The organism is Siccirubricoccus deserti (assembly GCF_014283215.1).
Classification (GTDB): domain Bacteria; phylum Pseudomonadota; class Alphaproteobacteria; order Acetobacterales; family Acetobacteraceae; genus Siccirubricoccus; species Siccirubricoccus deserti.
The window spans coordinates 89,498-113,830 of the sequence record NZ_JACOMF010000018.1; the positions used below are offsets into that span (position 1 = coordinate 89,498).

Sequence of the window (24,333 nt, forward strand, 5' to 3'; positions counted from 1 at the left end):
GCCGGGCGGTTTGCTCCGTAACCCCTGGCTGCGCCATTCGGCGCGGCGTCCCCGTTCGGGCGCTCGGCATGAATGGAACATTCATGCCGCTGGTATGATACTTCCGGAGACGAGCATGGCACGATCCGACGCGATCATCGATCGGCTGCACGCGCTGCATCCGGTGCTGATCGACCTCAGCCTCGGCCGGCTGCAAGGGCTGCTGGCCCGGCTCGGCCATCCGGAGCGCGCGCTGCCGCCGGTGGTGCATGTGGCCGGCACCAACGGCAAGGGCAGCTGCTGCGCCTTCCTCCGCGCCATCGCCGAGGCGGCGGGGCAGCGCGTGCATGTCTTCACCTCACCGCATCTGGTGCGCTTCCATGAGCGTATCCGCCTGGCCGGAAGGCTGGTGGAGGAAGACACCCTCGCCGCGGCGCTGGCGGAGGTGGAGGCACGCAACGCCGGCGCTCCGATCACGGTGTTCGAGGTGATCACCGCCACGGCGCTGCTGCTGTTCAGCCGGGTGCCGGCCGATCTGCTGGTGCTGGAGGTCGGCCTCGGCGGCCGCTTCGACGCGACCAATGTGGTCGAGGCGCCGGCCGTCACCGCCATCACCAGCATCTCCATGGACCACATGGATTTCCTTGGCGACCGGCTGGAGAAGATCGCCTTCGAGAAGGCCGGCATCCTGAAGCCCGGCGTCGCCTGCGCCACCGGCCAGCAGGCGCCGGTGGTGCTGCGGGTGCTGGAGGAACACGCTGCCGCGGTGGGCGCGAGGCTGCTGCCACGCGGGGCGGCGTGGGAGGTCACGCCAGCCCCTGGCGGGCTGCGCTACGCCGATGCGCGGGGCGCGCTGGAACTGCCGCCGCCCGCGCTGCTCGGCGCGCATCAGGCGGATAATGCCGGCATCGCCATCGCCGCGCTGCGCGCCTGGAACCCACCCTGGCTGAGCGATCAGGCCATCGCCACCGGCCTCGCCCGCGCCGAATGGCCGGCCCGGCTGCAACGGCTGCAGGGCGCGCTGGCGGCGAGGCTGCCGCCGGGCTGGGAGCTCTGGCTGGATGGCGGGCACAATGCCGGCGGCGGCGCAGCGCTGGCGGTGCAACTGGCGCAATGGGGCGATCGGCCCCTGCATCTCATCATCGGGATGAAGGGCAGCAAGGTGGTGGAGGATTTCCTGCAGCCGCTGCTGCCGCATGCCACCAGCCTTTGGGCGGTGGCGGAGCCGGAGCAGCATCAGGCGACGCCGGTGGAACGGATCATTGCTGCCAGCGGTGGCCTCGCCCGCCCCGGGCCGACGGTGGCGGCCGCACTGGCGCAGCTCGGTGGGCCGCCGGCGCGGGTGCTGGTCTGCGGCAGCCTCTATTTGGCGGGCGAGGTGCTGAAAGCCGACGCGCCGGGCGCCTGAAGCCTGGGCGAATGCCGCCACCTACCAACGACACGGTGCGCCTAACGGCGCGGCCCTGGGATCTGCTCGGCTTTGTGCCGCTTCGCGCGGGCCGCATCCCGGGGTCCCAATGGAGGTTGCGCCGCAACGCCCTTCAGCGCGGTTGAAACCTGCTGAATTCATCCCGGAATGGTTTATTCCACCAATCATAAACCCACCTACGGCAGCATTGCGGCCCCGTCAGGATCGCAAGCCCACCGCCATGGTCACCACCACCCGTACGGGGCTGACCGCCGGCCCGGCCCTGCTGCTGCTCGACGTCGGCTTCACCGCCCTCGCCTGGCCCGGCGCCGTGCTGCTGGCACTTGGTCACCTGCCGGAGGCCAGCCGGCCCGGGCTGCTGCCCCTCCTGCTCTACCCCGGCGGCTACCTGCTGTTCCTCTACGCACTCGGCCTATACCGGCGGGACGCGCTGCTGGAAACCCGGAAATCGATGGTGCGGGCGCCGCTCGCCGCGGGACTGGGCATGCTGCTCGCATCGGTCGCCGGCGCACTGCTGCCGCCGCCGTTCGGCACTCCGGAAGCGACGGTGCTGATGGTGGCGGCGCTCGCCGCTTTCGTCGCGGCGGGCTTCGGCGCCCGCGTCGCCTTCTTCGCACTGCGCGCCCATGGCGCCTTCCGCCGGCGGTTGCTGATCATCGGCGCCGGCCACTGCGCCTGGGAGCTGGTGCTGCTGCTGCGGCGGGAAGGCCGCACGCTGAACTACGAGGTCACCTTGGTCCAAAGCCCCGCGATGGGAGCGGTGGAGCCGCGCCTGACAGCCGACCCCGAGAACCGCATCCTGGTAGTGGAGGACGGCTTCCTCGCCATTGCCAGGCGGGCCGGCGCCGATCAGATCGTGGTGGCCCCGGACGACCGCCGGGGCCTCGACATGATGGCGCTGCTGGCCTGCCGTACCGCCGGCTATCCGGTGTACGAATACCTCCAATTTCTGGAGAAGGAGATCGGCCGCATCGACGTGAAGCGGCTGGAGCTCGGCTTCCTGGTGTTCAACGAAGGCTTCAGCTTCGGCCCGATCAGCCGGGTGCTGAAGCGCGGCCTGGACATGGTGGCGAGCCTCGGGCTGCTGCTGTTCACCGCCCCCTTCCTGCTCGGCGCGGCGCTGGCGGTGAGGCTGGAGGATGGCGGGTCCTGCCTCTATCGGCAGCAGCGGGTGACCCGGGGCGGGCGCGTCTTCCACATCCTGAAGCTGCGCACCATGCGTGCCGATGCCGAGCGTGCCGGCGCTGTCTGGGCCGCGGCGAAGGACCCGCGCATCACCCGCATCGGCCAGTTCCTCCGCCGCACCCGGCTGGATGAGTTGCCGCAGCTCATCAACGTGCTGCGTGGCGACATGTCGCTGGTCGGACCGCGGCCGGAGCGGCCGGAGTTCATTCGGGAACTGGCAGCGAAGCTGCCGCTGTACGATGCCCGCCACCTGGTGAAGGCCGGGCTGACCGGCTGGGCGCAGGTCAACTACCCCTATGGCGCCTCGCTCGACGATGCCCGGTCGAAGCTGAGCTACGACCTGCACTATGTGAAGAACCACGGCATCCTGTTCGATCTGTTGATCCTGGCGCAGACGCTGCGCGTGGTGCTCTGGCCGGGGAACACCGTCAGGTAGCGCGGCCGGACCGCTGGTCAGCGATGCCAGCGGGCATGAATCTTCCACTCAGGCCGGGCGCCCGAAGGGGGACGAATGGCGCGTAGCCAGAGTCTGCGGAGCAAACCGCCCAGCGACTGAGTGGCGGCTGATCCGTCGGGATCAACGGCCGTTGGTACGACGGGGGCGGCGCCATTCCCAGGGCGGCTGGCGCTGCGCCTCCGGCAGCGCCCACAACCCGCGCCGGGCGGCGCGTGCCTGGGCTTCCAGCCGCAGCAGCGCCGGATCATGGCTGTAGGCGCGGTACACCCAGGCGGCGCCCCGGCGCACCATGGCGGCATTCACATCAGTGCCGCCGGCAATCACCCGGCCCACGGTGCGGCCGTAGCGGTCGGTGTCCTCCACCATCACTGTCACCTGGCGCCGGAAGACCAGCGCCGCCAGCATTTGGCGGGCGCGGCTGCCATAGGGCTGGTGCGCTTCCGGTGCATCGATCCCGGCCAGCCGGATGCGGATCTGCCGGCGCCTGTCGCTCAGCAATGTCAGCGTGTCGCCATCGCTGATGCCGATGACGCGACCAGTGATCTCGGCGGCAAGGGCCGGCGCGGTGGTCAGCAGCAGCGCGAGGCAGAGCCCGCGGAGGAGATGTGTCATGCCGGTGCCATCGCCGCAGCGCCGCTCCGGTTCACGCAAAGCTGAAGGACAGGCTTGACCCAGCGCAACGCCGCCGCCCACCGTCACCGGCCAAGCTGCCGCGCCCCTGAGGGATGCAGCCATGGCCCCCTGGCTTCAATGCTTCGTCCGCCGCAAACTCATCGGCACCGTGCCGCCCTGACGGATCTCTGCCTCATTTGCACGAAGGCGGAATGCTCGGCAGTGGAGTTCACGCAATGCGTGCAGCGACAGGAGCAGGCCGAAGCGCTGCGGGCGGAAGCTCATGCCGCCAGCACTGCCTCCGCTTCCCGCACCACCGCTTCCAGCGCGCCGGGCGCGAAAGGGGAGACCAGCCCGGCGGAGGCGACCAGCGCCTGGAACGGCGCCGCCCCGCCACGGCCGCAGAGCGCGATGTAATCCGCCAGCGCCCGCGGCGCGTCCCGGCGCGACTTCACCCAGAACTGCATCGCGCAGCACAGCGCCAGCGTGTAGTCGATGTAATAGAGGGGTGAGCGGTAGATATGTGGCTTCGCCTGCCACCGGCCGCCCTTGGCCGGGTAGCCCAAGTCGCCGTAATCCGTCCACGGCATGTAGTGGCGTTCCAGCCGCTGCCAGATTGCGTGCCGTTCGGCTGGCGTCACGCCCGGGTTGGCGTAGACCTCGTGCTGGAAGTGATCCACGCAGACGCCGTAGGGCAGGAAGGCCAGCGAGCTTTCCAGATGCATCCGGCGGAAGCGTTCCGCCGCATCCTCGCCGACCAGCAGCCCCATATGCGGATGAGTCAGGAACTCCAGGCTCATGGAATGGATCTCGGCCGCCTCCATGGTCGGCCAGAGATAGTCGATGCCAGGCTGGTGGCGGCTTTCCCAATTCTGGAAGGCGTGGCCCATCTCATGGGTGAAGACGCCGATGTCGTAATGCGTGCCGTTGAAATTGGCGAAGATGAAGGGCACGCCGACGCTCGGAAAGGATGTGCAGAAGCCGCCACCGGCCTTGCCCGGGCGGTTCCGCATGTCGAGAAAGCCGCCCTGCTCCATCAGCCGGTAGAAGCCGCCGAGCCGCGGGTCCATGCGGTCGAACATGGTTTGCGCCTGGGCCACCAGCGTGTCGTGCTCGCCGACCGGCTTCGGGTTGCCGGCGGGGTCGATCAGCGCCTCATCCCAGTAGCGCAGCCGGTCCCAGCCCTGGCGCTGACGGCGGGCCTCCAGCAGCCTGCCGACCAGCGGCACCACATGTTCCGCCACCTGGTCACGGTAGCGCGCGACATCGGCGGCATCGTAATCGACGCGGCGCATGCGGCGGTAGCCGAGCGGGATGTAGTTCTCGTAGCCGAGCTTTACCGCCATGCCGTGGCGCAGCGCGACGAGTTGATCATAGATCCCGTCCAGCGCCGCACCATGCTCGGCGAAGAAGCCCCAGCGCAGCGCTTCCGCGCGGTGCCGCATGGCGCGATCGGGATCCTCGGCGAAGGGCGCGAGGCCGGAGAGGTTCACCACCTGCCCGCCGATCTCTAGCGTCGCTGACGCCAACAGCTCAGTATAGCGGGCGCCGAGGCGGGCTTCCTCCTCGAGCTCGGCGGAGATCGCCGGGTCGAAGGTGGTGATGTCGGTTTCCCACAGTCGCAGCGCATGCGCTCCCGCCACCGCCACGACAGCGGCGCGGTCCGGCAGCGCCACCAGCCGCCGCTTCAGCACCACTTCATGGTCGGTGGCGACGGGGGCCAGCGCATCGGCGTATTCCCGCGCCGCCCTGGCCGCCGCATTCATGGTGTCCTGCGAGAAGCGCAGGTGCACCAGCGCCGCCCAGCTGTCGTAGTCCCGCCGCTGCCTGTCCCATTCCGCTAGCGCCCCGGCAAGGTCGCCAATGTCGAGCCGCGCATGCACCGCCGCGGCCTCCGCTGCCAGCCCTTCGCGCGTCGGGGTGGGGAAGTCGAGCTCGGCGAAGCGCGGTGGCTGGGTCATGGGAATGTCCTTCGAAATCCTTCAGCCCACCGGCTGCAACTGCGCCAGCGCCAGCCGGGCGCCCTGGCCGTGCAGCACCAGCCGGCCGGGCACTGGCACCGTGTCGTGCCGCGTCGCCACGACGCCGTCCGGCAGGGTGACTTCGCCGTCCAGCACCACGGCGTGGCAGGGGCCGCCGAGCGGGGTCAGCGCCACCTCGCCAACCACCGGCAGGATGTCCACCGACTGCCGCCAGCGTGCTCGTTCGGCGATGATGTTGACCACCAGGCAGGGCGTGCCCGCCAGCACGCAACGGGCCGGCCAGTCGCCGTCGAAGCGGGTCGGCCTATGCGGCCGGTCCACCACCAGCGGCGGATGCCCGGCGAATTCCAGGGTGAAGCCCCTGCCTTCCAGCAGGGTCAGCGTGCGGTCCTGGCCGCTGTAGTCGGAGAAGGGCGCGTCGCAGTCCATCCAGGCGAAGGACAGTCCCCAGCCCTCGCCGCCGATGATGTCCGCCTTGCGGCCGAGGCCGTTGCGCCAGCGCGAGACCGGCAGGTCGGCGAAGCGGATGATACGGTCCGGCATCGCCTCAGAGCCCGCTCAGCGGCGGCAGCGTCGCCGCGAAGGATGGCCGTGCCGCCATGGCATCATACCAGGCGGCCAGCCCCGGCCTGCCGTCCCGCCAAGGCCAGGTGCGATGGCGCCGCTCGGCGTAGCCCAGCAGGCAGAGGAGGGCGATGCCTGGCGCATCGGGCGTATCGCCAAGGCGCCCTGCCTCGGCTTCCAGCACATCGGCGACGCGGTTGGTGCGCGTGATCTCCTGCGCGATCACGCCGGGGGAGCGTTCATGCTCCGGCCGCCGCAGCTCGCGGTTCCACACCGCCACGCCATCCATCATGCCGATGGCACGGCCGAGCGCGGCCATCGCGCGCCAGCGCGCCGCACCCTCCGCCGGCAGCAGCCGATGCGCCGCGCCCAGCGTGTCGAGGAAATCGAGGATCAGCACCGTCTCGGTCAGCGCCGTGCCATCCGGCAGCAGCAAGGTCGGCACCCGTCCTACCGGATTCACCGGCAGGATGGCGGAGGCAGGATCGCGCAGCGTCGCCTCCACCTCGGTTACGCGTGGCAGCAAATTGGTCTCGCGCAGCGCCACCCGCACCATGCGCGCGTAGGGCGAACCGCTTGAATAGAACAGGCGCATCCGCCGTCTCCCGCTGGTTTTGCGGATCAGACCACCGGGCGCCCGTCAGGGCAAACTCCGTTCGGGTGGAATCGCCTGATCAGCGTAATTTGCTCACCCGAACGAAAAGGCCGGAGTGCGGAGCAACAGAAATCCGCGCGGCGTTTCAGCGTGCGCGCGCCGGCGGCGAATCGGCCGGGACGATGCGGATATGCGCATCCTCGTCCTCGGCCGGGCGCCGCGCCGCGGAGGCGAAGCGCTGCGCCGCCCAGGGCGCGACCTCGAATTGCGTCTCCCGCTCCAGCACCTTGATGCGGCCGATTTCCTGCCGCGTCACATGGCCGCGACGGCACAGGAAGGGCAGCACCCAGCGCGGATCGGCATTGCCGTTGCGGCCGAGGTTCATGCGGAACCAGACGCCGGGCTGGCTCCCGTCCTGGCTGCGCTCGCCAACGCCGCGATCGGCGTTGCTGCGGCCACCGCGGGCGGCCGGGGGGGCGCGCTCGGCCATGGCGGCCAGTTCCTCCGGAGCCGGCAGCGGGGCGCGGAGCTGGCGGATCAGCGCCGCGGCCAATGCCTCGGCCGGCTGCGTCTCCAGCAGGGTGCGCGCCATGGCGAGGTCATCCTCGGCGGCCTCCTCGGCGACGACCTCGGCGGCCTGGGCCAGGATGCGGGTGTTGTCCTGCGCCCGGATCGCCTCGGCGGTCGGCGCCGGGCCCCAGCTCGCCTTCACCCGCGCGTCCATCAGCAGCCGTTCGGCGGCGCGGCGGCGGTTGTGCGGCACCAGCAGCACGCTGGTGCCCTTGCGCCCGGCGCGGCCGGTGCGGCCGGAGCGGTGCAGCAGGGTTTCCGGGTCGGTCGGCAGTTCGGCGTGGATGACGAGGCCGAGGTCGGGCAGGTCGATGCCGCGCGCCGCCACATCGGTGGCGACGCAGACCCGGGCGCGGCCGTCGCGCAGGCCCTGCAGGGCGCGGTTGCGCTCGGCCTGCGACAGCTCGCCCGACAGCGCCACGGCGGAGAAGCCACGCTCCACCAGATTGCCGTGCAGCCGCGCCACCGCAGCGCGGGTGCGGCAGAACACCAGCGCCGCGCGCGCCTCGAAGAAGCGGAGCGCGTTGACCACGGCGCGCTCGGTCTCATGCGGGGCAATCAGCAGCGCCCGCTGGTCGATGTCGCCGTGCTGCGCGCCCTGGTCGCTGGCGGCGATGCGCAGCGCGTCGCGCTGGTAGGTCTTGGCGATCTGGACAATCGGCTTCGGCACGGTGGCGGAGAACAGCAAGGTGCGGCGTTCCGCCGGTGTGGTTTCGAGAATCGCCTCCAGCTCCTCGCGGAAGCCGAGGTCGAGCATCTCGTCCGCCTCGTCCAGCACGACGGCGCGGAGCGCGCCGGGGCGGAGATTGCCGCGCTCCAGATGGTCACGCAGCCGCCCCGGTGTGCCGGCGACGATATGGGCGCCGCGTTCCAGGGCGCGGCGCTCGGCGATCGGGTCGGTGCCGCCGACGCAGGTGACGATGCGGCCGCCGGCCGGGCCATAGAGCCAAGCCAGCTCGGTCTGCACCTGCAGCGCCAGCTCGCGGGTCGGCGCCACCACCAGGGCCAGCGGGGCGCCAGCCTGGGGCAGCCGTGTGGCGTCGCCGAGCAGGTCCGCGGCCATCGCCAGCCCATAGGCGACGGTCTTGCCGGAGCCGGTCTGGGCGGAGACCAGCAGGTCGCGGCCGAGGGTCTCGGGCTGCAGCACCGCCGCCTGGACGGGGGTGGGCTCGGCATAGCCGCGCTCGGCGAGGGCGGCGAGAAGGGGCGCGGGAAGCGCGGGAAAGGGCATCAGGACACTCAACTGGAATCGAGGCGGGAAAGGACAATGGCGCGTCGAAGGAACGCCCTTCGCCGGCCGCGGCTCACCTGGGCCGGTCGCTTCGCGATGAAGCAATCCGACCCCGGCCTGGCACGCTGGCCGCGTGCATCATGCCTTCGGGGGTTACAGGCTCAAGCGGCAGGCTCCGGGGACGCCTTCGGGGCGCCGGGGTCATGCTCAAGCAACAAGGCGAGACTTGCGGTGCTGGCGCAACACATCCTCGATCCAGCGGTCCAGCCGGGCGGTCTCGGCCATGGCCTCGGCGCGGTCCGGATAGGCGCTGGGGAAGCGCAGCGAAAGCCAGCGCCAGGCGACCAGACGCTTGTGAGTCTTCTCCGCCCGCTCCAGCTCCTCCCGCCCCGCGCGTTCCGGCGGCGGCAGCCGGCCGGCGGAAGGCGGCGCGATCGGCCGCGCGGCGCCATGCTCGATCGCCCAGCGGGCAAGGCGGGCGACGCCATTGTCCCGCTCATCCACCGGGCAAAGGGCGTAGGTCCAACGTTCCAGCAGCGAGAGGCCGGCGACGCCATCGATGGCGGAGGCCACGGCCATCGCCTGGCTCAGATCGGCAAGGCGGTAATTCGGGTCATCGGTCCGCAGCACCGCGCGCTTGATCCGTGCCAGCACGCCGAACAGGCTGTCCGAGCCAATCTCCTGTGCCACCGCGGCAACGATATCGGCGTCCGGCTGCACCAGCGGCCGGGGATCCTCGGGCGCCGTGGGCGGGGCGTTCAGCATGGCACGGATGAACTCCGGGCTGCCGCCGCCGGCCAGCACGCTGACCACGCCCTCCTCAAACCGGCCGTAGCGGCCGGCACGGCCGCCGATCTGCTTCACCTCCTGGGTATTCAGCTCGCGGCGGCCCTCGCCGTCGAATTTGCGCAGGGTGGAGAAGACCACCCGGCGGATCGGCAGGTTCAGCCCCATGCCGATGGCATCGGTGGCCACCAGGATCTCGGCGTCCCCATCGCGGAAGCGCTGCGCCTCGGCCCGCCGCACCTCGGGGCTGAGCGCGCCATAGACCACGGCCACCCGCTTGCCGCGCCGCACCAGCTCAGCCCGGAGGTCCAGTACCTCACGGCGGGAGAAGGCGACCAGCGCATCGCCGGCGCGGAGGTCGGCCAGCGGCACCGCGGCTTTCGCGGCGACCAGCGGGCTTTTCCGCTCGAGGCTCACCTCCTCCAGCGGGTCGCCGCAGAGGGTGGCGATGCGGCGGACCAAGGTGGCGCTTTCCGGCGCGCCGAGGATGAAGACGTTGCGGGCCGGGGCGCCCATGATGGCGGCAGTCCAGGCGGCACCGCGGTCGCGGTCCCCCAGCATCTGCGCCTCGTCGATCAGCGCCACGTCCACCGGCAGGTGGAAGGGGCACATCTCGACGGTGGCGGCGAGGTGGCGAGCGCCCGGGGTGGGCATCCGCTCCTCGCCGGTGGAGAGGGAGGTGGGCACGCCGCGGGTGGTCAGCGCCTCGCGAAACTCATGTGCCAGCAGCCGCAGCGGGGCCAGCGCCATGCCGCATTCGGCGGCGGCAAGCCGGTCCAACGCGGTGTGGCTCTTGCCGGAATTGGTCGGGCCGGTGATCAGGGTCAGCCGGCGATCGAGCGCCCGGGCGGTGGCGAAATGCCCGGCGTAGCGGTCCAGCGCGGCGACCCGGGCGATGGCGGCATTGCCGGCCCGGCTGCCCTTGCCGACAACCGCCGGGGCGGCCGGCTTCGCCTGTTTCCGCCAGCCGTCGACGGCGGGGCGCAGCAGGGCCAGCTCGGCCGGGTCGAACTCCCATTTCTCCCGTCCGCCCTTGGCCGGGATGCGGCGGGCGACGGGCAGCAGCCCCTCGGCAATCCAGCGCAGCGCCTCCTTCTCGGAGCAGCCGAGCAGGCCCGGCACGGCGCGGAACTCGACCAGGCTGCGCTCCCAGGCGCGCAGCCGCTGGACCTCCGCCCGGCGCTTCTCCCGCGCCGCGGTCTCGGCATCGCGCTGCTCGCGCCGGCGGCGGGTCTCGAGGGCGCCGGTGCGATCGAGGAAATCGACCGCGGCGTCGGCGGAGAGGCCGAAGGCGGCGGCGATCTCGGCGGCCAGGGCGGCGTGGCGGTCGGGCGAGAGGCTGCCAGTGCCGGCCTCGGCCAGATCCGCGGTCACCGCCTCCAGCGCCGCCTCAGGCGTCGGGCCCAGGGCGCGGAAGCGCTGGGCCAGCGCAGCATCCAGCGCCGCCAGCAGGGTGGCATCGGCGGGCTCCAGCTCGGCGATGGCACCGGCGGCGCGTTCGTTGTCGGCGCGGCGCACCCAGGGGCGACCGGCGCGATTCGCCAGATCATTCAGCCGGGCGATCCAGGCACGGCGGCGGACCTCCACCAAGGCGGCATGGACCGCCTCGGCATCGGCCGGCATGCGGCGCTCCACCCGGCGGATCAGCGCGGGCATCTCGCGGCTCTCGATGGCGAAACCGGCGGCGAGGATCGCGGCCTCGGCAGGCGAAATGGCGCGCATCGGACCTTCGGCGAGGTCCGCCATTGCGCCGGGGGCAAGATTCAAAATCACAAACTCCGCATGCCCGAAACGTTCAGGCACGCATGCAGGGACGGACATGGGACATGCCGGCTGCCGCCCTTCTAGGCGATCCGGGGCAAAAGCGGCACCCCTTCCGGCACATGCCACATATGGTGGCAACGCGGCCGATTGCCAGCCGTCCTCGCCTGGCTCATCGTGATGCAGCGCAGCAAGGAGGTTTCAAGGCCGCGTGGAAACCAGGTCCCGGGCGGCCCAGCCGCTGACCGCCCAGCCGCTGACCGCACAAAGGCATGTCGTCCTCGGCATCCTGTTCATGTGCTCGACGGCGCTGTTCTTCCCGCTCATGGGCGGCTTCGCCAAGCTGCTGGGCGCGGAATATTCCTCCCTGCAGGTGTCCTGGGCGCGCGGCTTCGGCCATATCCTGTTCATGCTGGCGGCCTTCCTGCCGCGGCACGGGCTTGGCCTGCTGCGGACCAGGCGGCCGGTGATCCAGCTGCTGCGGTCGGTGACGCTGTTCACCTCCAACCTGTCGCATTTCTTCGCCATTATCTTCATCCCGCTGGCCAAGGCCGCCTCGATCAGCATGACCGCGCCGCTGATCGTCGCCCTGCTGGCCTGGCCGATGCTGGGGGAGCGCACCACCCCGGCCCGGGTGGCGGCGCTGCTGGTCGGCTTCATCGGGGTCCTGGTGGTGATCCGCCCGGGGACCGAGGTGTTCCACTGGGCCTCGCTCTTCGTGCTGCTCAGCGCCACCAGCTACGCGGTCTACCAGATCATGACCCGGCACGTGGCGGCGGTGGACAGCCCGGAGACCTCGGCCATCTGGTCCTCGGCGATCGGCGCCTTCGGGATGCTGCTGGTCATCCCCTTCGTCTGGAAGACCCCCCACAGCCTGGCGCACATCGCGATGTTCGCCGGCATGGGGGTGCTGGGGGCGATCGGCCACTACTGCGTGGCACGGGCACTGAACTACGCCCCGGCCAACATCGTCTCGCCCTTCCAGTACTGCCAGCTGATCGGCTCGGTGACGATCGGCTGGCTGATGTTCGGCGACTGGCCCGACCTCCCCACCTGGGTGGGGGCGGCGATCATCGTCGCCGCCGGGCTATGGATCGGCTGGAGCCAGACCCGGCCGCGCGGGGCGCGGTAGAGCGCATTCCGTTCAGCCCGCTTCCTGAACGGAGCAATTTGCCCGCAAACCTGAAGCAGAAGCGGTTTCCTCGGGCCAGGTCGAACGGCAACCGCGCCAGATCAGACCAAGGCCTGGTACACCAGATGCCGCAGCACGTAGCGCGCCTGCAGCCGTCCCGCCGGCGCCTGCATCATCGGCACGGCGAACAGCTCCTCCACCGGATCGACCCAGAAAAAGGTGCCATAGGCGCCGCCCCAGTACTGGTCGCCGACGCTGCCCGGCAGCGGGTTGCGCCCCGCCTCGGTGCGGACCCAGAAGCCGAGGCCGAAGCCCTGACCCATCTCCGGCGTCGGCGCCAGCGCGCCGAACCGGGCCGGCGTGCCCGGGCCATAGCCGATCCCCGGCGGCAGATGGTTCGCCCGCATCAGCGCGATGGTGCTGCGGGAGGCGACGCGCAGCTCCTCGGTCTGGCTCCTGTCGAGCAGCGTCTGGCAGAAGCGGGCATAATCCGCCGCGGTGCTGACCATGCCACCACCGCCGGAGAATCAGGAGGGCCGCACCAGCGGGTCGCGCAGCGGCGGGCGGCGGCCAGTGGCGCGGTACCCCCGGCAAGCCGCAACGCGGCGCGGCGATCGAACATGGCGGTTCCTTCCCTCGCGGCCCGGCTTCGCGGCCGGTGCGGGGGAGGCTACGCCCCGTACAAGCGCGAAGGGAAGCGGTAGCGGAAGCGCCTCAAACCTGCAGGAACGCCATCCGGTCGGCTTCCAGCACCAGGCAGGTCAGCTCCCGCCCGAACACCGCGCCGGTGTCGATGCCGATCCGGTTGGCCTTCACCACCGGCCCGCGCGAGGGCGAATGGCCATGCACCACCACCGCGCCGAACTCCGCCTCCGAGTTCAGGAAGGCGTGGCGGATGCGCAGCAGGTCTTCGGGGTCCTGGCGGTCCAGCGGCACGCCCGGCCGTACCCCGGCATGGACGAAGAGGTAGCCGCCGAGCGCATGCCGCAGGGCCAGGTCGCGGACGAACCCGATCTGCGCCGCCGGGATGCCGGCGGCCCAGCCGGCCGGATCGGCATCGGCGTCGAGGCCCCAGCTCGCCAGCGCCTCCCGCCCACCATGGAAGCGCCAGTCGGTGATGGCAGCCCGTTCGCCGGCCAGCGCGTCCAGCATGGTGCGTTCGTGGTTGCCCATCAGGTTCACCGTCGCCACCCCGGGCAGTGGCGGCCCGGCGGCAAGGCGGGCGAGCACGCCGGCGCTGTCCGGCCCGCGGTCCACATAGTCGCCGATGTGCAACAGCAACGGCTGCGCCACCGGCCGGGCTTCGAGGTCGGCCGCGATCAGGCCATGCAGCGCGGCCAGCCGCGCGTCGCAGCCATGGATATCGCCGATGGCATAGACCCGGTGCCCGGCGGGCAAGCTCGCCGGGGCGGGCTGGAATTCAGGGGTCACTCCAGGCTCGGCCCCATTGCCACCATGCGCTCGTTCATCCGGGGCTCATAGCGCAGACCATGCCGCGCCGCCCAGACGTTCTGCGCCCGGATGAGCGGGATCAGCGTCATCATCGCAAGCATGAGCACCTGTCCACGCCACGCGGCCCGCACGCGGTTCCACCTCCCGGTTGCGAATCGTGACGCTGACCGCAGCGCGAACACAAGCCCAAGCGGCAACCGGGCATGGGGTCCTGGCCAAGCCGCGCCGCCCGTGCCAGGAATTCGGCTCGGATTGTCCAATGGGGGAAACGCGGATGCTCGAGGTGGAGACAGTCGAGGCGCTGAAGGCGCATATCGGCAAGAAGCTTGGCACCAGCGACTGGCTGGTGGTCGACCAGAAGATGATCGACCAGTTCGCCGAGGCGACCGGCGACCACCAATGGATCCACATCGATGTGGAGCGGGCGAAGAAGGAGATGCCGGGCGGCAAGACCATCGCCCATGGCTACCTCACCCTGTCGCTGCTGCCGAAGCTCAACCAGGGCATCTTCCGCGTCACCAAGCGCAAGCGGGGCGTGAACTACGGCTCCAACAAGGTGCGCTTCACCGCGCCGGTGCCGGCGGGGTCCCGGGTACGCGGGCATCTGACGCTGAAGGGCATCGAAGACCTCGGCAAGGGCTGCTCGCGGCTGACGATGGAGGCGAGCATCGAGGTGGAGGGGAATGAGCGGCCGGCGCTGGTCGCCGAGACCTTGTCGCTGGTCTACGAGTAGCGGGTATTCCGAGAGGGGCTTCGCCCCTCTCGGGTTCTCCCCACCAAAGGCCGAAGGGCCTTTGGCAGCCGGGAGTCAGGCGGTTGCCGAGGCGATGGTGAATTTCGCCACCGCCGCCGCATCCAGGGTGATGCCGAATCCGGGGCGGTCGGGCACCGCCAGCATGCCGTCCTTGGGACGCGGTGCATCGGGCAGCAGATGCGGCCAGAGCGGGTCGCGCGCCGGGTCGGCGAAGCATTCCACGCAGATACCATGCGGGATCGCCGCCAGCATATGGGCAGCGATCTGCGGCTCCTCGTGATGCGCCATGCGCACATCGACCAGCCCGCAGGCCGCCGCGGCCCGCCGCCATTCGGTGATGCCGCCGGCCTCGGAGGCATCGAAATTCACGATATCCACCGCCCCCGCATCCAGCAGGCGGCGCACGCCATGGGCGCTGTACTCGCTCTGCCCGGCATTGACCGGGATCCGGGTGGCGCGGCGCACCTCCGCCATGCCACGGGCCTCGTCGTACCAGTGGCAGGGCTCCTCGAACCAGGCGATGGGCAGTTCCTCGATGAGGCGGGCGAAGCGGATGGCATCCGCCGTGCTCCAGCCACGGTTGGCATCTACCGCGATCATGAAGCCCGGGCCGGCGCCATCCACTGCCGCCCGCACCCGCTCGGCATCCCGCTCCGGCGCCAGGCCGCCGACCTTCACCTTGCAGCCGCCCATCTCCCACAGCCGGAGCTGCTCCATCTCCTTGGCCAGGTCGAGCAGCGTCTTGCCCTCGGCGTAATAGCCGCCGATGGAGATGATTGGCAGCGCGCTGCGGTAGCCGCCGAGCAGCTGCCGCACCGAAAGCCCGGCGCGCTTGCCCAGCAGGTCCCACACCGCGGTATCGACGCAGGCGATCGCCTCCATCGCCAGCTTGCGGTCGCGGTTGGGGATGGTGACGGCATGGGCCCGCGCCCAGATCCGCTCATAGGCGGTGGCATCCTCGCCGATGATCAGCGGCGCGATCTCCTCGGTGATGAGGCGGACGATCTCCGGGCCATGCTCGCGGTTGTCGCCGTTGTAGACCTCGCTCACCAGCCCGCCCGCGGCGTGGATGCGGGTGATGACGGCGCAGCGGGTGGTCATGGCATAGACGCTGCCGGCGAAGCGCCGTGGCAGTGGAATCTCGATGGCGATGGCCTCGACGCGCTCGATCCGCATGGCGCTTCCTCCCTTTGCCCCCTAGCCTTCCCCCGAATTCGCCGAACGACAAGGGAGGATGCCATGGCCGAGGCCGGGAACCTGCGGGAGCGGGTGAAGGAGCCGCCCTCCGCCCTGCTGGTGGACAGCTACTACCGCGGTGCCGTCGCCCGCGCCCAGGCGCTGGTCTTCGACCATGAGATGTGGGTGCATCTGGCGCATGGGCTGATGCTGGAACGCCAGGGCATCGTCGGCCGCGACGCCATCGCCGCCTGTCTGCGGGAGGTGCTGGCGATGGCCGAGGCCGGGCCGGAAAGCGTGCCGGTCGACCACCGGCAGGAGGATCTCTACTCCTACGTCGAGCGCCGGATCATCGCCGCGCTCGGCCCCGATATCGGCGGCCGGCTGCACACCGGGCGCAGCCGCAACGACCTCAACGCCACCACATGGCGGATGGCGCTGCGCTCCGCCCTGCTGGAGGTGCAGCGCGGCACGCTGGCGCTGCGCGCCACCCTGCTGCGGCTGGCCGCCGAGCATGCCGAGGTGGTGATGCCGGGCTACACCCATGCGCAGCACGCCCAGCCGATCACCTTCGGCTATTGGCTGCTCTCGGCCGCCGATGTGCTGGCGCGTGACCAGCGGCGGCTGGCCGGCGCCTTCGTCCATGCGGATCAGGCGCCGCTCGGCGCCGGGGCACTGACCACCACCGCCTTCCCACTTGACCGCGCCCTGACCGCCGCGCTGCTCGGCTTCGCCGCGCCGCTGGAATCGGCCTATGACGCCGTCGCCTCGCGCGACGACGCGCTGGAGGCGGCGGCGGCGATGGCGCTGCTGATGACCTTCCTCTCCCGCCTGGCGACCGACCTGCAGGCGTGGAGCACCTGGGAATACGGCTTCGTCGAACTGGCGGACCGCCACAGCGCGGTCTCCTCCATCATGCCGCAGAAGAAGAATCCGGTGGCGCTGGAGCATCTGAAGGCCGCCGCCGGCATCGTCCAGGGCGCGCTGATGGGGGCGCTCTCGGCCACCAAGAACACCGCCTTCGGCGACGTGAACGATGCGGTGACCGCGGTGAACGAGCCGGTGCTGGATGCCGCCGCCCGCACCCGCCGCATCCTGGCACTGGCCGAGGAGGTGTTCTCCCACCTCACCCTCCGCCCCGCCCGCATGGCCCAGGCCGCGGCCGAGGGCTTCGGTACCGCGACGGAATTGGCCGATGTCATCGTGCGCGAAAGCGGGCTGTCCTTCCGCAACGCCCATACCATCGTCGCCATGGTGGTGCGGGACGCGCTGGAGGCAGGAAAGAACGCCGACGCCATCACCGCCGCCGACCTCGACCGCGCGGCCGTGTCTGCCTTCGGCAAGCCCCTGAACATCCATGCCGCGGCGGTGGCGCAGGCGCTGGACCCAGCAGCCAACATCCGCGGCCGGACGGTGCTGGGCGGGCCGGCGCCGGAGGAGATGGCGCGGATGCTGGCGGCGCGGCGGGCGGCGCTGGCGGCAGATGCGGCGGCGGTTGAGACGGTGGCACAGCGCATCATCACCGCCCGCCAGCGATGCTTCGCCGAGGCCCGGGCGATGACCGGGTGAGCGCCGGACCGGTCCGTGAACCGGTCCGGCAGATGACCCGCCTCAGCCGGCTTTCTTGCTGAAATCCACCTTGTCATTGGCACCGGGGTGCGGCGGCTTTCCGGTGGTGACGGCCTTGAGGTAACCATAGGCGTGCACTAGCGTGCTGCTCGGGCTGTCCCAGTACTCGGCACCCTCGCATTCGACGCGGATCAGGGAGACCTTCGGATCCTCGGGGCCGCCGGGGAACCACACGCGCAGCGGCTCGCTCCACAGCTGCTTCTGTAGCGCCGCATCCTTCACCACCTCCGCGCTGCCGGAGACGGCGACGTAATTCTGGCTGCGCGGGTCTGCATAGGCGAGCAGCACGCGGCCGTCGCTGGCGGCCTCGCCGGACACCGGGCTGCCGGCGCTGGCGAAGAACCACAATACGCCATCGAATTCCCGGTTCACCGCGCGCATCGGCCGGCCACGGAAATGGCCTTGGTCATCCTGGGTGACCATCATCGCCACCTCGATGTCCTTGATCATGTCCCAGACCTTGCGCTTGGCCTCGGCGTCGCTGCGGGTCTCGACCATGGCATGTCTCCTCGATTGCTGCCCCCGAACAGGTGGGATCACCCCCGGGGCAATTGGAGCCCGCTGGCACGAGGGCCGGCGCGGGTCGCCTGCGCCAGGCCGATGCCTGCGCTGGCTGTGGGACAGCAAACGGTGCGGCGGGCATGCGGTTGCAGATGCGTGCGGCAAAGCCGCGGCGAGGCCGGATCAGGCCGTGCCAGGCGCTCCACCGTGGCAACGACAGATCAGGGCTGGCGCCGCGGAAGGAGGCATGTGGCGCCCGCGCCGGCGTGCCGCACCGCAACCATCGCAGGAGTTCGAACGCGGTCGTCGAGCAACGCTCCCATACGCCGCATCCGGCACAGGCACTGACCTCTCAAGGCCCACCAAGATGAAGAACTGGCGATCCGGCCCTTCATGCAGGTAAGTGGTTGGCCTGCGCGCCGGCGCGGTCTTGGCGTTGCGTGCCGCCCATGTCATGGCACCTCGTCGGCTGGCGCGACCTGCGTCCGCGCGCCGGCAGGATGCTCCGACGGATCCGCCGGCCCATCCTGCTCCCGCGCGCCTGCCGGCGCATCATGCTCCCGCGCGCCTGCCGGCGCATCATGCTCCCGCGCGCCTGCCGGCGCATCATGCTCCCGCGCGCCTGCCGGCCCATCATGTCCCCGCGCGCCTGCCGGCGCGACCTCCCTTGCCACTGCCAGGATCAGCCGGCGCAGCCAGGCATGGCCCGGGTCGGCCTCGAAGCGGCGATGGAAGATCAGCGACAGCCTGGTGTGCTGCACCGCGACCGGCGGGTCGCGCAGCACCAGCCCATGCGCCTCCGACATCTGGCAGGCCAGCCGCGCCGAGAGGGTGATGATCATGTCCGTGCGCTGCAGGATCTCCGGCACCGCCGAGAGATGCGCCACCACCGCACCCAGCCGCCGCGGATGCCCGGCCGCCGTCATCGTCGCGTCCAGCGCGCCGTCGCGCGAGCCATTGGGCGAATGCAGCAGATGCGGCACGTTGGCGAAGCGCTCCACTGTCAGCGTGCCCTCGGCCAGCGGATGGCCGGGCCGCATCAGCGTGCAGAAGGCCTCCGGCAGCAGTCTGAGCCGGGTGTAGAGCGCCGGCGGCTCCGGCAGCACGCCAACCGCGAGCACCGCGCCGTCCTGCTCCAGCAGCGCTTCCCAATTGGTCCGGTCGGCGTGGCGGATGGCAAGCAGCGCGCCGGCCGCCTCGCGCTGCATGCGGGCGAGCAGCGGCGGCGCCAGCACCGCCTCGGCATACTCGCTGAAGGCCACCGGGAAGACGCGGTCGGTGATGGCGGGGTCGAAGGGCGCCTGGGCGGAGATCGCCTCGGCAATGCGGTCCAGCGCCTCGGCCACCGGTTGGGCCAGGCTCAGCGCCAGCGCCGTCGGCTCGACCCCGCCGGGGCGGCGGAGGAAGAGTTCGTCGCCCAGCGCATGGCGCAGCCGGGCCAGCGCGTTGGAGACGGCGGGCTGCGACAGGTGCAGCCGCTCCGCCGCGCGGGTGACATGGCGTTCCCGCGCCACCGCGTCGAAGACGCGCAGCAGGTTCAGGTCGAGGCTGCCGATATCGGCCATCCCGTCTCCGGATCATTCATCCCGGTGATGATGGCCGTTCCAGAGCGGCGTTGGAAGCGCGGCCCGGGACGACGGCATCTTCCAGCCACCGCGGCCGCCGCGCCGCACCGAGCTGGAGAAAGACGATGATCGACGAACGGACCACAACGCCCTACGCCGCGCTGCTGCTGCGGCTATCCATGGGCACCCTGTTCCTGGCCCATGGCGCGCTGCTGAAGCTCGGCACCTTCGGGCTGGCAGGGACGATGGGCTTCTTCGGCAGCCTCGGCTACCCGCCGATCCTCGGCGCCGTGGTCGCCATTGCCGAGACGCTGGGCGGGCTGGCACTGATCGCCGGCGTCGGCGTACGCGCAGTGTCGCTGGCGCTGGTGCCGATCATGCTCGGCGCGACATTGCAGCACATCCCGAATGGCTGGGTGTTCAGCAGGGCCGGTGGCGGCTGGGAATTCCCGGCCTTCTGGACGGTGCTGCTGCTGGTGCAGGCCGGGCTGGGCGCGGGAGCGCATGCGCTGGATGGGCGGCGGCTGCTCGGGCGGCGCACGGCGACCGCGGCAGCGTAGCGAGACACTGACCCGGAGGGCCCGGGGGGACGCCCGTCCCCAGCGGGGGCCTGGGGGCAGCGCCCCCAGGCATCGGCCCAGACCTCAGCTGTTCGGCAACGCCGCAATCGCCGTCGCGCCGGCATCCACCGGCACGATCGCCCCGGTCATCCAGCGGGAATTGCCACTGCACAGGAAGGCCACCGCCGCGCCGATGTCCCAGCCGCTGCCTTCCACCTGCAGGATGCTGCGCTTGCGCCGCAACTCGCGCTTTTCCGGTGTCATGTTGTTGGCCTGGACCATCGGCGTGTAGACCATGCCCGGGCAGACGCAATTCACCCGGATTCCGTCCTTGGCGTGGTGCACCGCCATCGCCCGCGTCATGTTCACCACCGCGCCCTTGCTGGTCGGGTAGAGCAGCGATGGGTGTCCGCCCTTCAGCCCGGCCACCGAACCGATGTTGACGATGGCGCCGCCGCCGGCCTTGCGCATCGCCGGCACCGCGTATTTCGCCATCAGCATCATGGAAGTAACGTTCACCAGCAGCCCATGCGCCCAATCCTCGGGGTCCACATCCTCGGCGGTGCCGGGCGGGCCGCTGATGCCGACGTTGTTGACCAGCGCGTCCAGCCGGCCCCAGCGCCCGGTCGCCGCCTCGACGATGCGGGCACAATCCGCAGGCTTCGTGACGTCGGCGGCGACGGTGATGGCCTCGCCGCCCTCCGCCTCGATCATCCGGCGCGTATCCTCGGCCCATTCGGCGACGCTGTCGGCCAGCACCAGCTTCGCCCCGCCGCGCGCCAGCAGGATGGCGGCGGCGCGGCCGTTGCCCACGCCCTCGCCGGGGCGGGAGCCGGCGCCGGTGACGATCGCGACCTTGCCTTCGAGGTTCGCGCTGATGCTGTCCATGGTGCGTTTCCTTCGCTCAGGGGCGCGAGTCTCGCACCGGGGCCGCGATGCCTCAACCCGCGCCGAGGAATTCCAGCGCCGCCCGCGCCACCGCCTCCGGCACCTCATGCCCGCCGGGAAATTCCATGTACTTGCCGGCGAAGCCCGAGGCCTCAAGCTTTGGCATCAGCCGGCGGCTGCAACGCTCGATCGGCAGGATCGCATCCGCCGTGCCATGGCTGAGGAAGCAGCGCGTCCGGCCGCTGAAATGCAGCGGCGCGGCGAAGCCCGGCGAGAAGGCCAGGGTGTGGCTGAACAGCTCCCCATTCATCATCCCGAGCGAGAGCGCGTAGGAGGCGCCATCGGAGAAGCCGGCGATGGCCAGCCGCGCCGGATCAACCGGCCATGCCGCCAGCACCCGTTGCAGCGCCGCGTCCAGCCGCGCCACATCGGGCCCATAGCCGCCGAGCAGCACGTCCCAGGTGTCGCCGAGGCTTTCCGGCAGCATCACCAGCGCCGCATCGGCGATGGGCGCGATCCGCCGCAGCGCCTTCGCCGCATCGCCGCCCGCGCCATGCAGCATGACGACCAGCGGCAGCGGTGCCGCCAGCGCCGCAGGCGGCACCCGCAGCAGCCCGTCGCGGCCCTCGCCCTGACCGAGCGGGTGCAGGCCCGGCGGCAGCGGCCGGGCGGCGTGGCTCACCTGCTGTGGGCGCGCCTGCAACCGGGCATCTTCGTGACTCATGCCATCGCCTCCCGCTCGTGAGCCTGCGCCGGCGCAGCGGCCGGGGCAAGCGGCTCAGCCTGGCGGCGATGGCGCGCGCTGCGCCGCGACCTCGGCGCGGAGCATCCGGAGTTCGCGCAGTACCGTGGCGATGTCGGCCTGGGTCTCCGCCCGTGCTGCCTCCGCCTCCTCGCTCGCCTTGCTGGCGCTGAGGGTCTGAATGCTGCTGACGATGACGCCGAGGAACAGGTTCAGCACCACGAAGGTGGCGATCAGGATGAAGGGGACGAAGAACATCCAGGCGTGCGGCCGCTGTTCGAGGATCGGCCGCACCGTCGCCTCGGCCCAGGATTCCAGGGTCATCATCTGGAACAGGGTGAACAGGCTGGCGCCGAGCGAGCCGAACCGGTCGGGCGCGATGTCGCCGTAGAGCGAGGTTGCGATCACCCCGGCAACGTAGAACAGCAGGCTCATCAGCAGGATGATGCTGGCCATGCCGGGCACGGAGGCGAGCATCGCCTCCACCACCAGCCTGAGGCTCGGCACCACGCTGGCCAGCCGCAGCACCCTCAGGATCCGGAACGCCCGCAGCACGGAGAGGCTGGTGCCGGCCGGCAGCCAGGCGATGGCGACCACGAGCAGGTCGAACACGCCCCAAGGGTCGCGGAAGAAACGGCCACGGTAGGCGTAGATGCGCAGCAGGATCTCGGCGGAGAACAGCAGCACCGCGGCGCGGTCGACGAAGCGCAGCAGGCCGCCCAGGGCCTCGACCGCCGGGGGCCAGGTCTCAAGCCCGAGGGCCCCGGCGTTCAGCAGGATCAGCCCGGCGACCGCGCGCTGGAACCCTGGTGTCGAAACCAGCCGCGCGGCGCGCGCACGCGGTGAAGCGCCCGCATCATCGGCGGTCAGGGCTTCCGTCATGGTGATACTTCCCGGCAATCCTCTTGCCAGGATTGATTTATCCGGCAGGTATTTCAAGTACCGCGTACGGCAGGCCGCCAAGTGGCGGCCGGTTGCTCAGCCCGGCGGCACGGTCCGGCGCAGCGCCGCCACCTCCGCCCGCAGCGCCCGCAGCTCCTGCAGGATCATCGCCGAATCGGCATGCGCCTCGGCCCGTGCCTCGATGGTGTTCACCGCCTCGCGCTGCTCCTTCAAGGTCGAGATGCTGTCGACGATGACGCCGATGAAGAGGTTCAGCACGACGAAGGTGGCGATCAGGATGAAGGGGATGAAGAACAGCCAGGCCCATGGCTCGTGCTCCATCACCGGAAAGACGATGTCCTGGATCCAGCCTTCCATCGTCATCAGCTGGAACAGCGACATCAGGCTGTCGCCGAACGTCCCGAAGCGCTCCGGCAAGGCCGCGGCGAACAGCTTGGTCACCATCACCGCGCAGACGTAGAACAGCAGCAGCATGAGCATGACGATGCTGGCCATGCCGGGCAGCGCCGCCAGCATCGCCTCCACCACCACGCGCAGCGACGGCACCACGCTGATCAGCCGCATCACCCGCAGTACGCGCAGCGCCCGCAGCACCGATAGCGTGCCGCTCGCGGGCAGCCAGGCGATGCCGATCACCACCAGATCGAAGACACCCCAAGGGTCCCGGAAGAAGCGGCCGCGGAAGGCGTAGATGCGCAGCGCCAGCTCGGCGGTGAAGATGATGAGCAGCGCCGAATCCAGCGCCTCCAGCGGCCCGCCCCAGCGTTCCATGAAGCTGCCCCAGGTCTCGAGGCCAAGGGTAGCGGCGTTGAGCAGGATCAGCCCGATAACCCATCCCTGGAAGTGGCCGGAGATGACGAAACGGGCAGCCCGCGCGCGCAACGAATCATCGACATCGGCCGCGGTAACGACTTCCTGCATGAATGGCCCCTGAACCCCGACTTCGGGGAGCCTGAATGGTTCGGAAACGGTTGTGAATCAAGAGGGAAGGAGAAGCACCGGCACGCCGAAGAGGTGCGGATGCAGGTGCAGCAGCGCCGCCCAGGCCAGCAGGCCCACCACCGGCGGCACCCAGCCGATCTCCCGCCAGTCCAGCCGGTTGCGGCCGGCGGCGATGGCGCCGAAGGGCAGGATGGAGGTGGTGGCCGCCAGCCCCGTCCAGACCTCCGGCGCGCGGCGGGCCAGCTTCGTGTCGATCGAGGGCATGCCGACCAGGGCGGTGACCAGGAAGGTGCCGAAGAACACCAGGCTGGCGGTGTCGCCATTGCCGATCATGTGGATCGCCGCCCAGAGCGCGAAGGACCACAGCATCGGGTGGCGGGTGATGCGCTGGATGCCGCGCACCTCCCGCCCGGCCTGCCACCCGCCGCCCACCGCGGTGGGATTGGCCCTGGCGACCGAGGCAACGAAGAGCACGAAGGCCGGCAGCATGGCGAGGGCCAGCAGCCAGCGCAGCCAGCCCGGGGCGAACCATAGCGGCATGGTGTCGGCGCTGCGCCAGGCGCCGACCAGCAGCACGATGACGCCAAGCGAGAGCAGCGAGAAACCGACGCGGAAGCCGCGCTCGCCGATCCGGGCGACAAGGGAGCCGCGCAGCCTGGTGCCGGCGACGCCGACATGCAGGCCGATCCACAGCAAACCCGCGAGTACCAGCAACGCCATCCACCGATCCTTTGCTGCGCCGGCGGAGATTACCGCGGATTGGTGTTCATGTTGCTCTGTTGAAACCCTGGCTTGGCTGGGTACTTTGGGCGGCTATCTTGGGATGAGCGGTCCGGAGGTGGTCGATGCGGACGCTTTCGAAGTCGGCGCTGCGGGTGGCCGGTGAGGCGCTTGCGGTGGGGCGGACGGCACTGCCTGCCTATGGCAGCCACTACTCG

The 24,333-nt window shown here is 70.8% G+C and carries 24 protein-coding genes; 6 read left to right on the plus strand and 18 right to left on the minus strand.

Going from position 1 to position 24,333, the window contains the following annotated elements:
• Positions 1-115: 115 nt before the first annotated feature.
• Both H7965_RS15775 and H7965_RS15780 read left to right on the plus strand, forming a co-directional pair.
• Positions 116-1,387, plus strand: coding sequence for a bifunctional folylpolyglutamate synthase/dihydrofolate synthase (locus H7965_RS15775; RefSeq protein ID WP_186771545.1), 1,272 nt, complete (start codon positions 116-118; stop codon positions 1,385-1,387).
• A gap of 241 nt (positions 1,388-1,628) precedes the next feature.
• Positions 1,629-3,029 carry a TIGR03013 family XrtA/PEP-CTERM system glycosyltransferase gene (locus tag H7965_RS15780; protein ID WP_186771546.1) on the plus strand — a complete coding sequence of 467 codons (1,401 nt, stop codon included), beginning with the start codon at positions 1,629-1,631 and terminating at the stop codon, positions 3,027-3,029.
• 141 nt (positions 3,030-3,170) lie between these two features.
• On the opposite strand, the gene H7965_RS15785 is transcribed toward H7965_RS15780, so the two are convergent.
• The 7 genes from H7965_RS15785 to H7965_RS15815 all read right to left on the minus strand — a co-directional run bounded on the left by H7965_RS15785 (position 3,171) and on the right by H7965_RS15815 (position 11,112).
• Positions 3,171-3,662, minus strand: coding sequence for a thermonuclease family protein (locus H7965_RS15785; RefSeq protein WP_186771547.1), 492 nt, complete (start codon positions 3,660-3,662; stop codon positions 3,171-3,173).
• Between the two features lie 135 nt (positions 3,663-3,797).
• Positions 3,798-3,947 (minus strand): hypothetical protein, encoded by a 150-nt coding sequence (locus H7965_RS15790; RefSeq protein ID WP_186771548.1) that lies wholly within the window; start codon positions 3,945-3,947, stop codon positions 3,798-3,800.
• On the minus strand, positions 3,944-5,623 hold the full coding sequence (locus H7965_RS15795) for a M3 family oligoendopeptidase (protein ID WP_186771549.1): 1,680 nt from the start codon (positions 5,621-5,623) through the stop codon (positions 3,944-3,946). The genes H7965_RS15790 and H7965_RS15795 overlap by 4 nt, the downstream gene beginning before the upstream one ends.
• Positions 5,624-5,644: 21 nt before the next feature.
• Positions 5,645-6,187, minus strand: a complete 543-nt coding sequence (locus tag H7965_RS15800; RefSeq protein ID WP_186771550.1) for a HutD/Ves family protein — start codon at positions 6,185-6,187, stop codon at positions 5,645-5,647.
• Positions 6,188-6,191: 4 nt separating this feature from the next.
• Positions 6,192-6,803 carry a glutathione S-transferase family protein gene (locus H7965_RS15805; RefSeq protein WP_186771551.1) on the minus strand — a complete coding sequence of 204 codons (612 nt, stop codon included), beginning with the start codon at positions 6,801-6,803 and terminating at the stop codon, positions 6,192-6,194.
• A 145-nt stretch (positions 6,804-6,948) separates the two neighbouring features.
• The gene (locus H7965_RS15810; RefSeq protein ID WP_186771552.1) at positions 6,949-8,604 is read right to left on the minus strand and encodes a DEAD/DEAH box helicase; all 1,656 of its coding nucleotides are present in this window, start codon (positions 8,602-8,604) and stop codon (positions 6,949-6,951) included.
• Between the two features lie 207 nt (positions 8,605-8,811).
• Complete coding sequence (locus tag H7965_RS15815; protein WP_186771553.1) at positions 8,812-11,112, minus strand: helicase-related protein; 2,301 nt, start codon at positions 11,110-11,112, stop codon at positions 8,812-8,814.
• A 250-nt stretch (positions 11,113-11,362) separates the two neighbouring features.
• Here H7965_RS15815 and H7965_RS15820 point away from each other — a divergent pair, with 250 nt between their 5' ends.
• On the plus strand, positions 11,363-12,283 hold the full coding sequence (locus H7965_RS15820) for a DMT family transporter (protein ID WP_186771554.1): 921 nt from the start codon (positions 11,363-11,365) through the stop codon (positions 12,281-12,283).
• Positions 12,284-12,384: 101 nt separating this feature from the next.
• On the opposite strand, the gene H7965_RS15825 is transcribed toward H7965_RS15820, so the two are convergent.
• The 3 genes from H7965_RS15825 to H7965_RS30930 form a co-directional block, all read right to left on the minus strand.
• Positions 12,385-12,792: a serine hydrolase gene (locus H7965_RS15825; protein WP_186771555.1), complete on the minus strand. Its 408-nt coding sequence runs from the start codon at positions 12,790-12,792 to the stop codon at positions 12,385-12,387.
• 205 nt (positions 12,793-12,997) lie between these two features.
• Positions 12,998-13,714, minus strand: a complete 717-nt coding sequence (locus H7965_RS15830; RefSeq protein WP_186771556.1) for a metallophosphoesterase — start codon at positions 13,712-13,714, stop codon at positions 12,998-13,000.
• Positions 13,711-13,836 carry a hypothetical protein gene (locus tag H7965_RS30930; RefSeq protein WP_261394226.1) on the minus strand — a complete coding sequence of 42 codons (126 nt, stop codon included), beginning with the start codon at positions 13,834-13,836 and terminating at the stop codon, positions 13,711-13,713. Before H7965_RS30930 ends, H7965_RS15830 begins: the two co-directional genes overlap by 4 nt.
• A gap of 173 nt (positions 13,837-14,009) precedes the next feature.
• Between H7965_RS30930 and H7965_RS15835 the strand changes: the two genes are divergently transcribed.
• On the plus strand, positions 14,010-14,468 hold the full coding sequence (locus H7965_RS15835; RefSeq protein WP_186771557.1) for a MaoC family dehydratase: 459 nt from the start codon (positions 14,010-14,012) through the stop codon (positions 14,466-14,468).
• A 75-nt stretch (positions 14,469-14,543) separates the two neighbouring features.
• On the opposite strand, the gene H7965_RS15840 is transcribed toward H7965_RS15835, so the two are convergent.
• Positions 14,544-15,665: a mandelate racemase/muconate lactonizing enzyme family protein gene (locus H7965_RS15840; protein ID WP_186771558.1), complete on the minus strand. Its 1,122-nt coding sequence runs from the start codon at positions 15,663-15,665 to the stop codon at positions 14,544-14,546.
• A gap of 63 nt (positions 15,666-15,728) precedes the next feature.
• Between H7965_RS15840 and argH the strand changes: the two genes are divergently transcribed.
• Positions 15,729-17,234, plus strand: coding sequence for an argininosuccinate lyase (gene argH / locus H7965_RS15845; RefSeq protein ID WP_186771559.1), 1,506 nt, complete (start codon positions 15,729-15,731; stop codon positions 17,232-17,234).
• A 42-nt stretch (positions 17,235-17,276) separates the two neighbouring features.
• On the opposite strand, the gene H7965_RS15850 is transcribed toward argH, so the two are convergent.
• Positions 17,277-17,792: a pyridoxamine 5'-phosphate oxidase family protein gene (locus H7965_RS15850; protein WP_186771560.1), complete on the minus strand. Its 516-nt coding sequence runs from the start codon at positions 17,790-17,792 to the stop codon at positions 17,277-17,279.
• A 455-nt stretch (positions 17,793-18,247) separates the two neighbouring features.
• Positions 18,248-19,360 (minus strand): LysR family transcriptional regulator, encoded by a 1,113-nt coding sequence (locus H7965_RS15855; RefSeq protein WP_186771561.1) that lies wholly within the window; start codon positions 19,358-19,360, stop codon positions 18,248-18,250.
• Between the two features lie 125 nt (positions 19,361-19,485).
• Between H7965_RS15855 and H7965_RS15860 the strand changes: the two genes are divergently transcribed.
• A complete protein-coding gene (locus tag H7965_RS15860; protein WP_186771562.1) occupies positions 19,486-19,920 on the plus strand; it encodes a DoxX family protein in 435 nt (144 codons plus the stop codon).
• A gap of 84 nt (positions 19,921-20,004) precedes the next feature.
• Here the strand turns inward: H7965_RS15860 and H7965_RS15865 are convergent, their stop codons facing one another.
• The 5 genes from H7965_RS15865 to H7965_RS15885 form a co-directional block, all read right to left on the minus strand.
• Positions 20,005-20,808: an SDR family NAD(P)-dependent oxidoreductase gene (locus H7965_RS15865; RefSeq protein WP_186771563.1), complete on the minus strand. Its 804-nt coding sequence runs from the start codon at positions 20,806-20,808 to the stop codon at positions 20,005-20,007.
• Between the two features lie 52 nt (positions 20,809-20,860).
• The gene (locus tag H7965_RS15870; protein ID WP_186771564.1) at positions 20,861-21,532 is read right to left on the minus strand and encodes an alpha/beta hydrolase; all 672 of its coding nucleotides are present in this window, start codon (positions 21,530-21,532) and stop codon (positions 20,861-20,863) included.
• Positions 21,533-21,586: 54 nt separating this feature from the next.
• Complete coding sequence (locus H7965_RS15875) at positions 21,587-22,432, minus strand: ion transporter (RefSeq protein WP_186771565.1); 846 nt, start codon at positions 22,430-22,432, stop codon at positions 21,587-21,589.
• A gap of 96 nt (positions 22,433-22,528) precedes the next feature.
• Positions 22,529-23,374 carry an ion transporter gene (locus tag H7965_RS15880; protein WP_186771566.1) on the minus strand — a complete coding sequence of 282 codons (846 nt, stop codon included), beginning with the start codon at positions 23,372-23,374 and terminating at the stop codon, positions 22,529-22,531.
• Positions 23,375-23,431: 57 nt separating this feature from the next.
• Entirely contained in the window at positions 23,432-24,115 is a 684-nt protein-coding gene (locus H7965_RS15885) for an NnrU family protein (RefSeq protein ID WP_186771567.1), read from the minus strand.
• Positions 24,116-24,333: the final 218 nt, after the last annotated feature.

Excerpts from the sequence above, each read along its gene's own strand:
- H7965_RS15775 (WP_186771545.1), top strand. The coding sequence starts at position 116 with ATGGCACGATCCGACGCGATCATCGATCGGCTGCACGCGCTGCATCCG.
- H7965_RS15780 (WP_186771546.1), top strand. The coding sequence starts at position 1,629 with ATGGTCACCACCACCCGTACGGGGCTGACCGCCGGCCCGGCCCTGCTG.
- H7965_RS15785 (WP_186771547.1), bottom strand. The coding sequence starts at position 3,662 with ATGACACATCTCCTCCGCGGGCTCTGCCTCGCGCTGCTGCTGACCACC.
- H7965_RS15790 (WP_186771548.1), bottom strand. The coding sequence starts at position 3,947 with ATGAGCTTCCGCCCGCAGCGCTTCGGCCTGCTCCTGTCGCTGCACGCA.
- H7965_RS15795 (WP_186771549.1), bottom strand. The coding sequence starts at position 5,623 with ATGACCCAGCCACCGCGCTTCGCCGAGCTCGACTTCCCCACCCCGACG.
- H7965_RS15800 (WP_186771550.1), bottom strand. The coding sequence starts at position 6,187 with ATGCCGGACCGTATCATCCGCTTCGCCGACCTGCCGGTCTCGCGCTGG.
- H7965_RS15805 (WP_186771551.1), bottom strand. The coding sequence starts at position 6,803 with ATGCGCCTGTTCTATTCAAGCGGTTCGCCCTACGCGCGCATGGTGCGG.
- H7965_RS15810 (WP_186771552.1), bottom strand. The coding sequence starts at position 8,604 with ATGCCCTTTCCCGCGCTTCCCGCGCCCCTTCTCGCCGCCCTCGCCGAG.
- H7965_RS15815 (WP_186771553.1), bottom strand. The coding sequence starts at position 11,112 with ATGCGCGCCATTTCGCCTGCCGAGGCCGCGATCCTCGCCGCCGGTTTC.
- H7965_RS15825 (WP_186771555.1), bottom strand. The coding sequence starts at position 12,792 with ATGGTCAGCACCGCGGCGGATTATGCCCGCTTCTGCCAGACGCTGCTC.
- H7965_RS30930 (WP_261394226.1), bottom strand. The coding sequence starts at position 13,836 with ATGCTTGCGATGATGACGCTGATCCCGCTCATCCGGGCGCAGAACGTC.
- H7965_RS15835 (WP_186771557.1), top strand. The coding sequence starts at position 14,010 with ATGCTCGAGGTGGAGACAGTCGAGGCGCTGAAGGCGCATATCGGCAAG.
- H7965_RS15840 (WP_186771558.1), bottom strand. The coding sequence starts at position 15,665 with ATGCGGATCGAGCGCGTCGAGGCCATCGCCATCGAGATTCCACTGCCA.
- argH (WP_186771559.1), top strand. The coding sequence starts at position 15,729 with ATGGCCGAGGCCGGGAACCTGCGGGAGCGGGTGAAGGAGCCGCCCTCC.
- H7965_RS15850 (WP_186771560.1), bottom strand. The coding sequence starts at position 17,792 with ATGGTCGAGACCCGCAGCGACGCCGAGGCCAAGCGCAAGGTCTGGGAC.
- H7965_RS15855 (WP_186771561.1), bottom strand. The coding sequence starts at position 19,360 with ATGGCCGATATCGGCAGCCTCGACCTGAACCTGCTGCGCGTCTTCGAC.
- H7965_RS15860 (WP_186771562.1), top strand. The coding sequence starts at position 19,486 with ATGATCGACGAACGGACCACAACGCCCTACGCCGCGCTGCTGCTGCGG.
- H7965_RS15865 (WP_186771563.1), bottom strand. The coding sequence starts at position 20,808 with ATGGACAGCATCAGCGCGAACCTCGAAGGCAAGGTCGCGATCGTCACC.
- H7965_RS15870 (WP_186771564.1), bottom strand. The coding sequence starts at position 21,532 with ATGAGTCACGAAGATGCCCGGTTGCAGGCGCGCCCACAGCAGGTGAGC.
- H7965_RS15875 (WP_186771565.1), bottom strand. The coding sequence starts at position 22,432 with ATGACGGAAGCCCTGACCGCCGATGATGCGGGCGCTTCACCGCGTGCG.
- H7965_RS15880 (WP_186771566.1), bottom strand. The coding sequence starts at position 23,374 with ATGCAGGAAGTCGTTACCGCGGCCGATGTCGATGATTCGTTGCGCGCG.
- H7965_RS15885 (WP_186771567.1), bottom strand. The coding sequence starts at position 24,115 with ATGGCGTTGCTGGTACTCGCGGGTTTGCTGTGGATCGGCCTGCATGTC.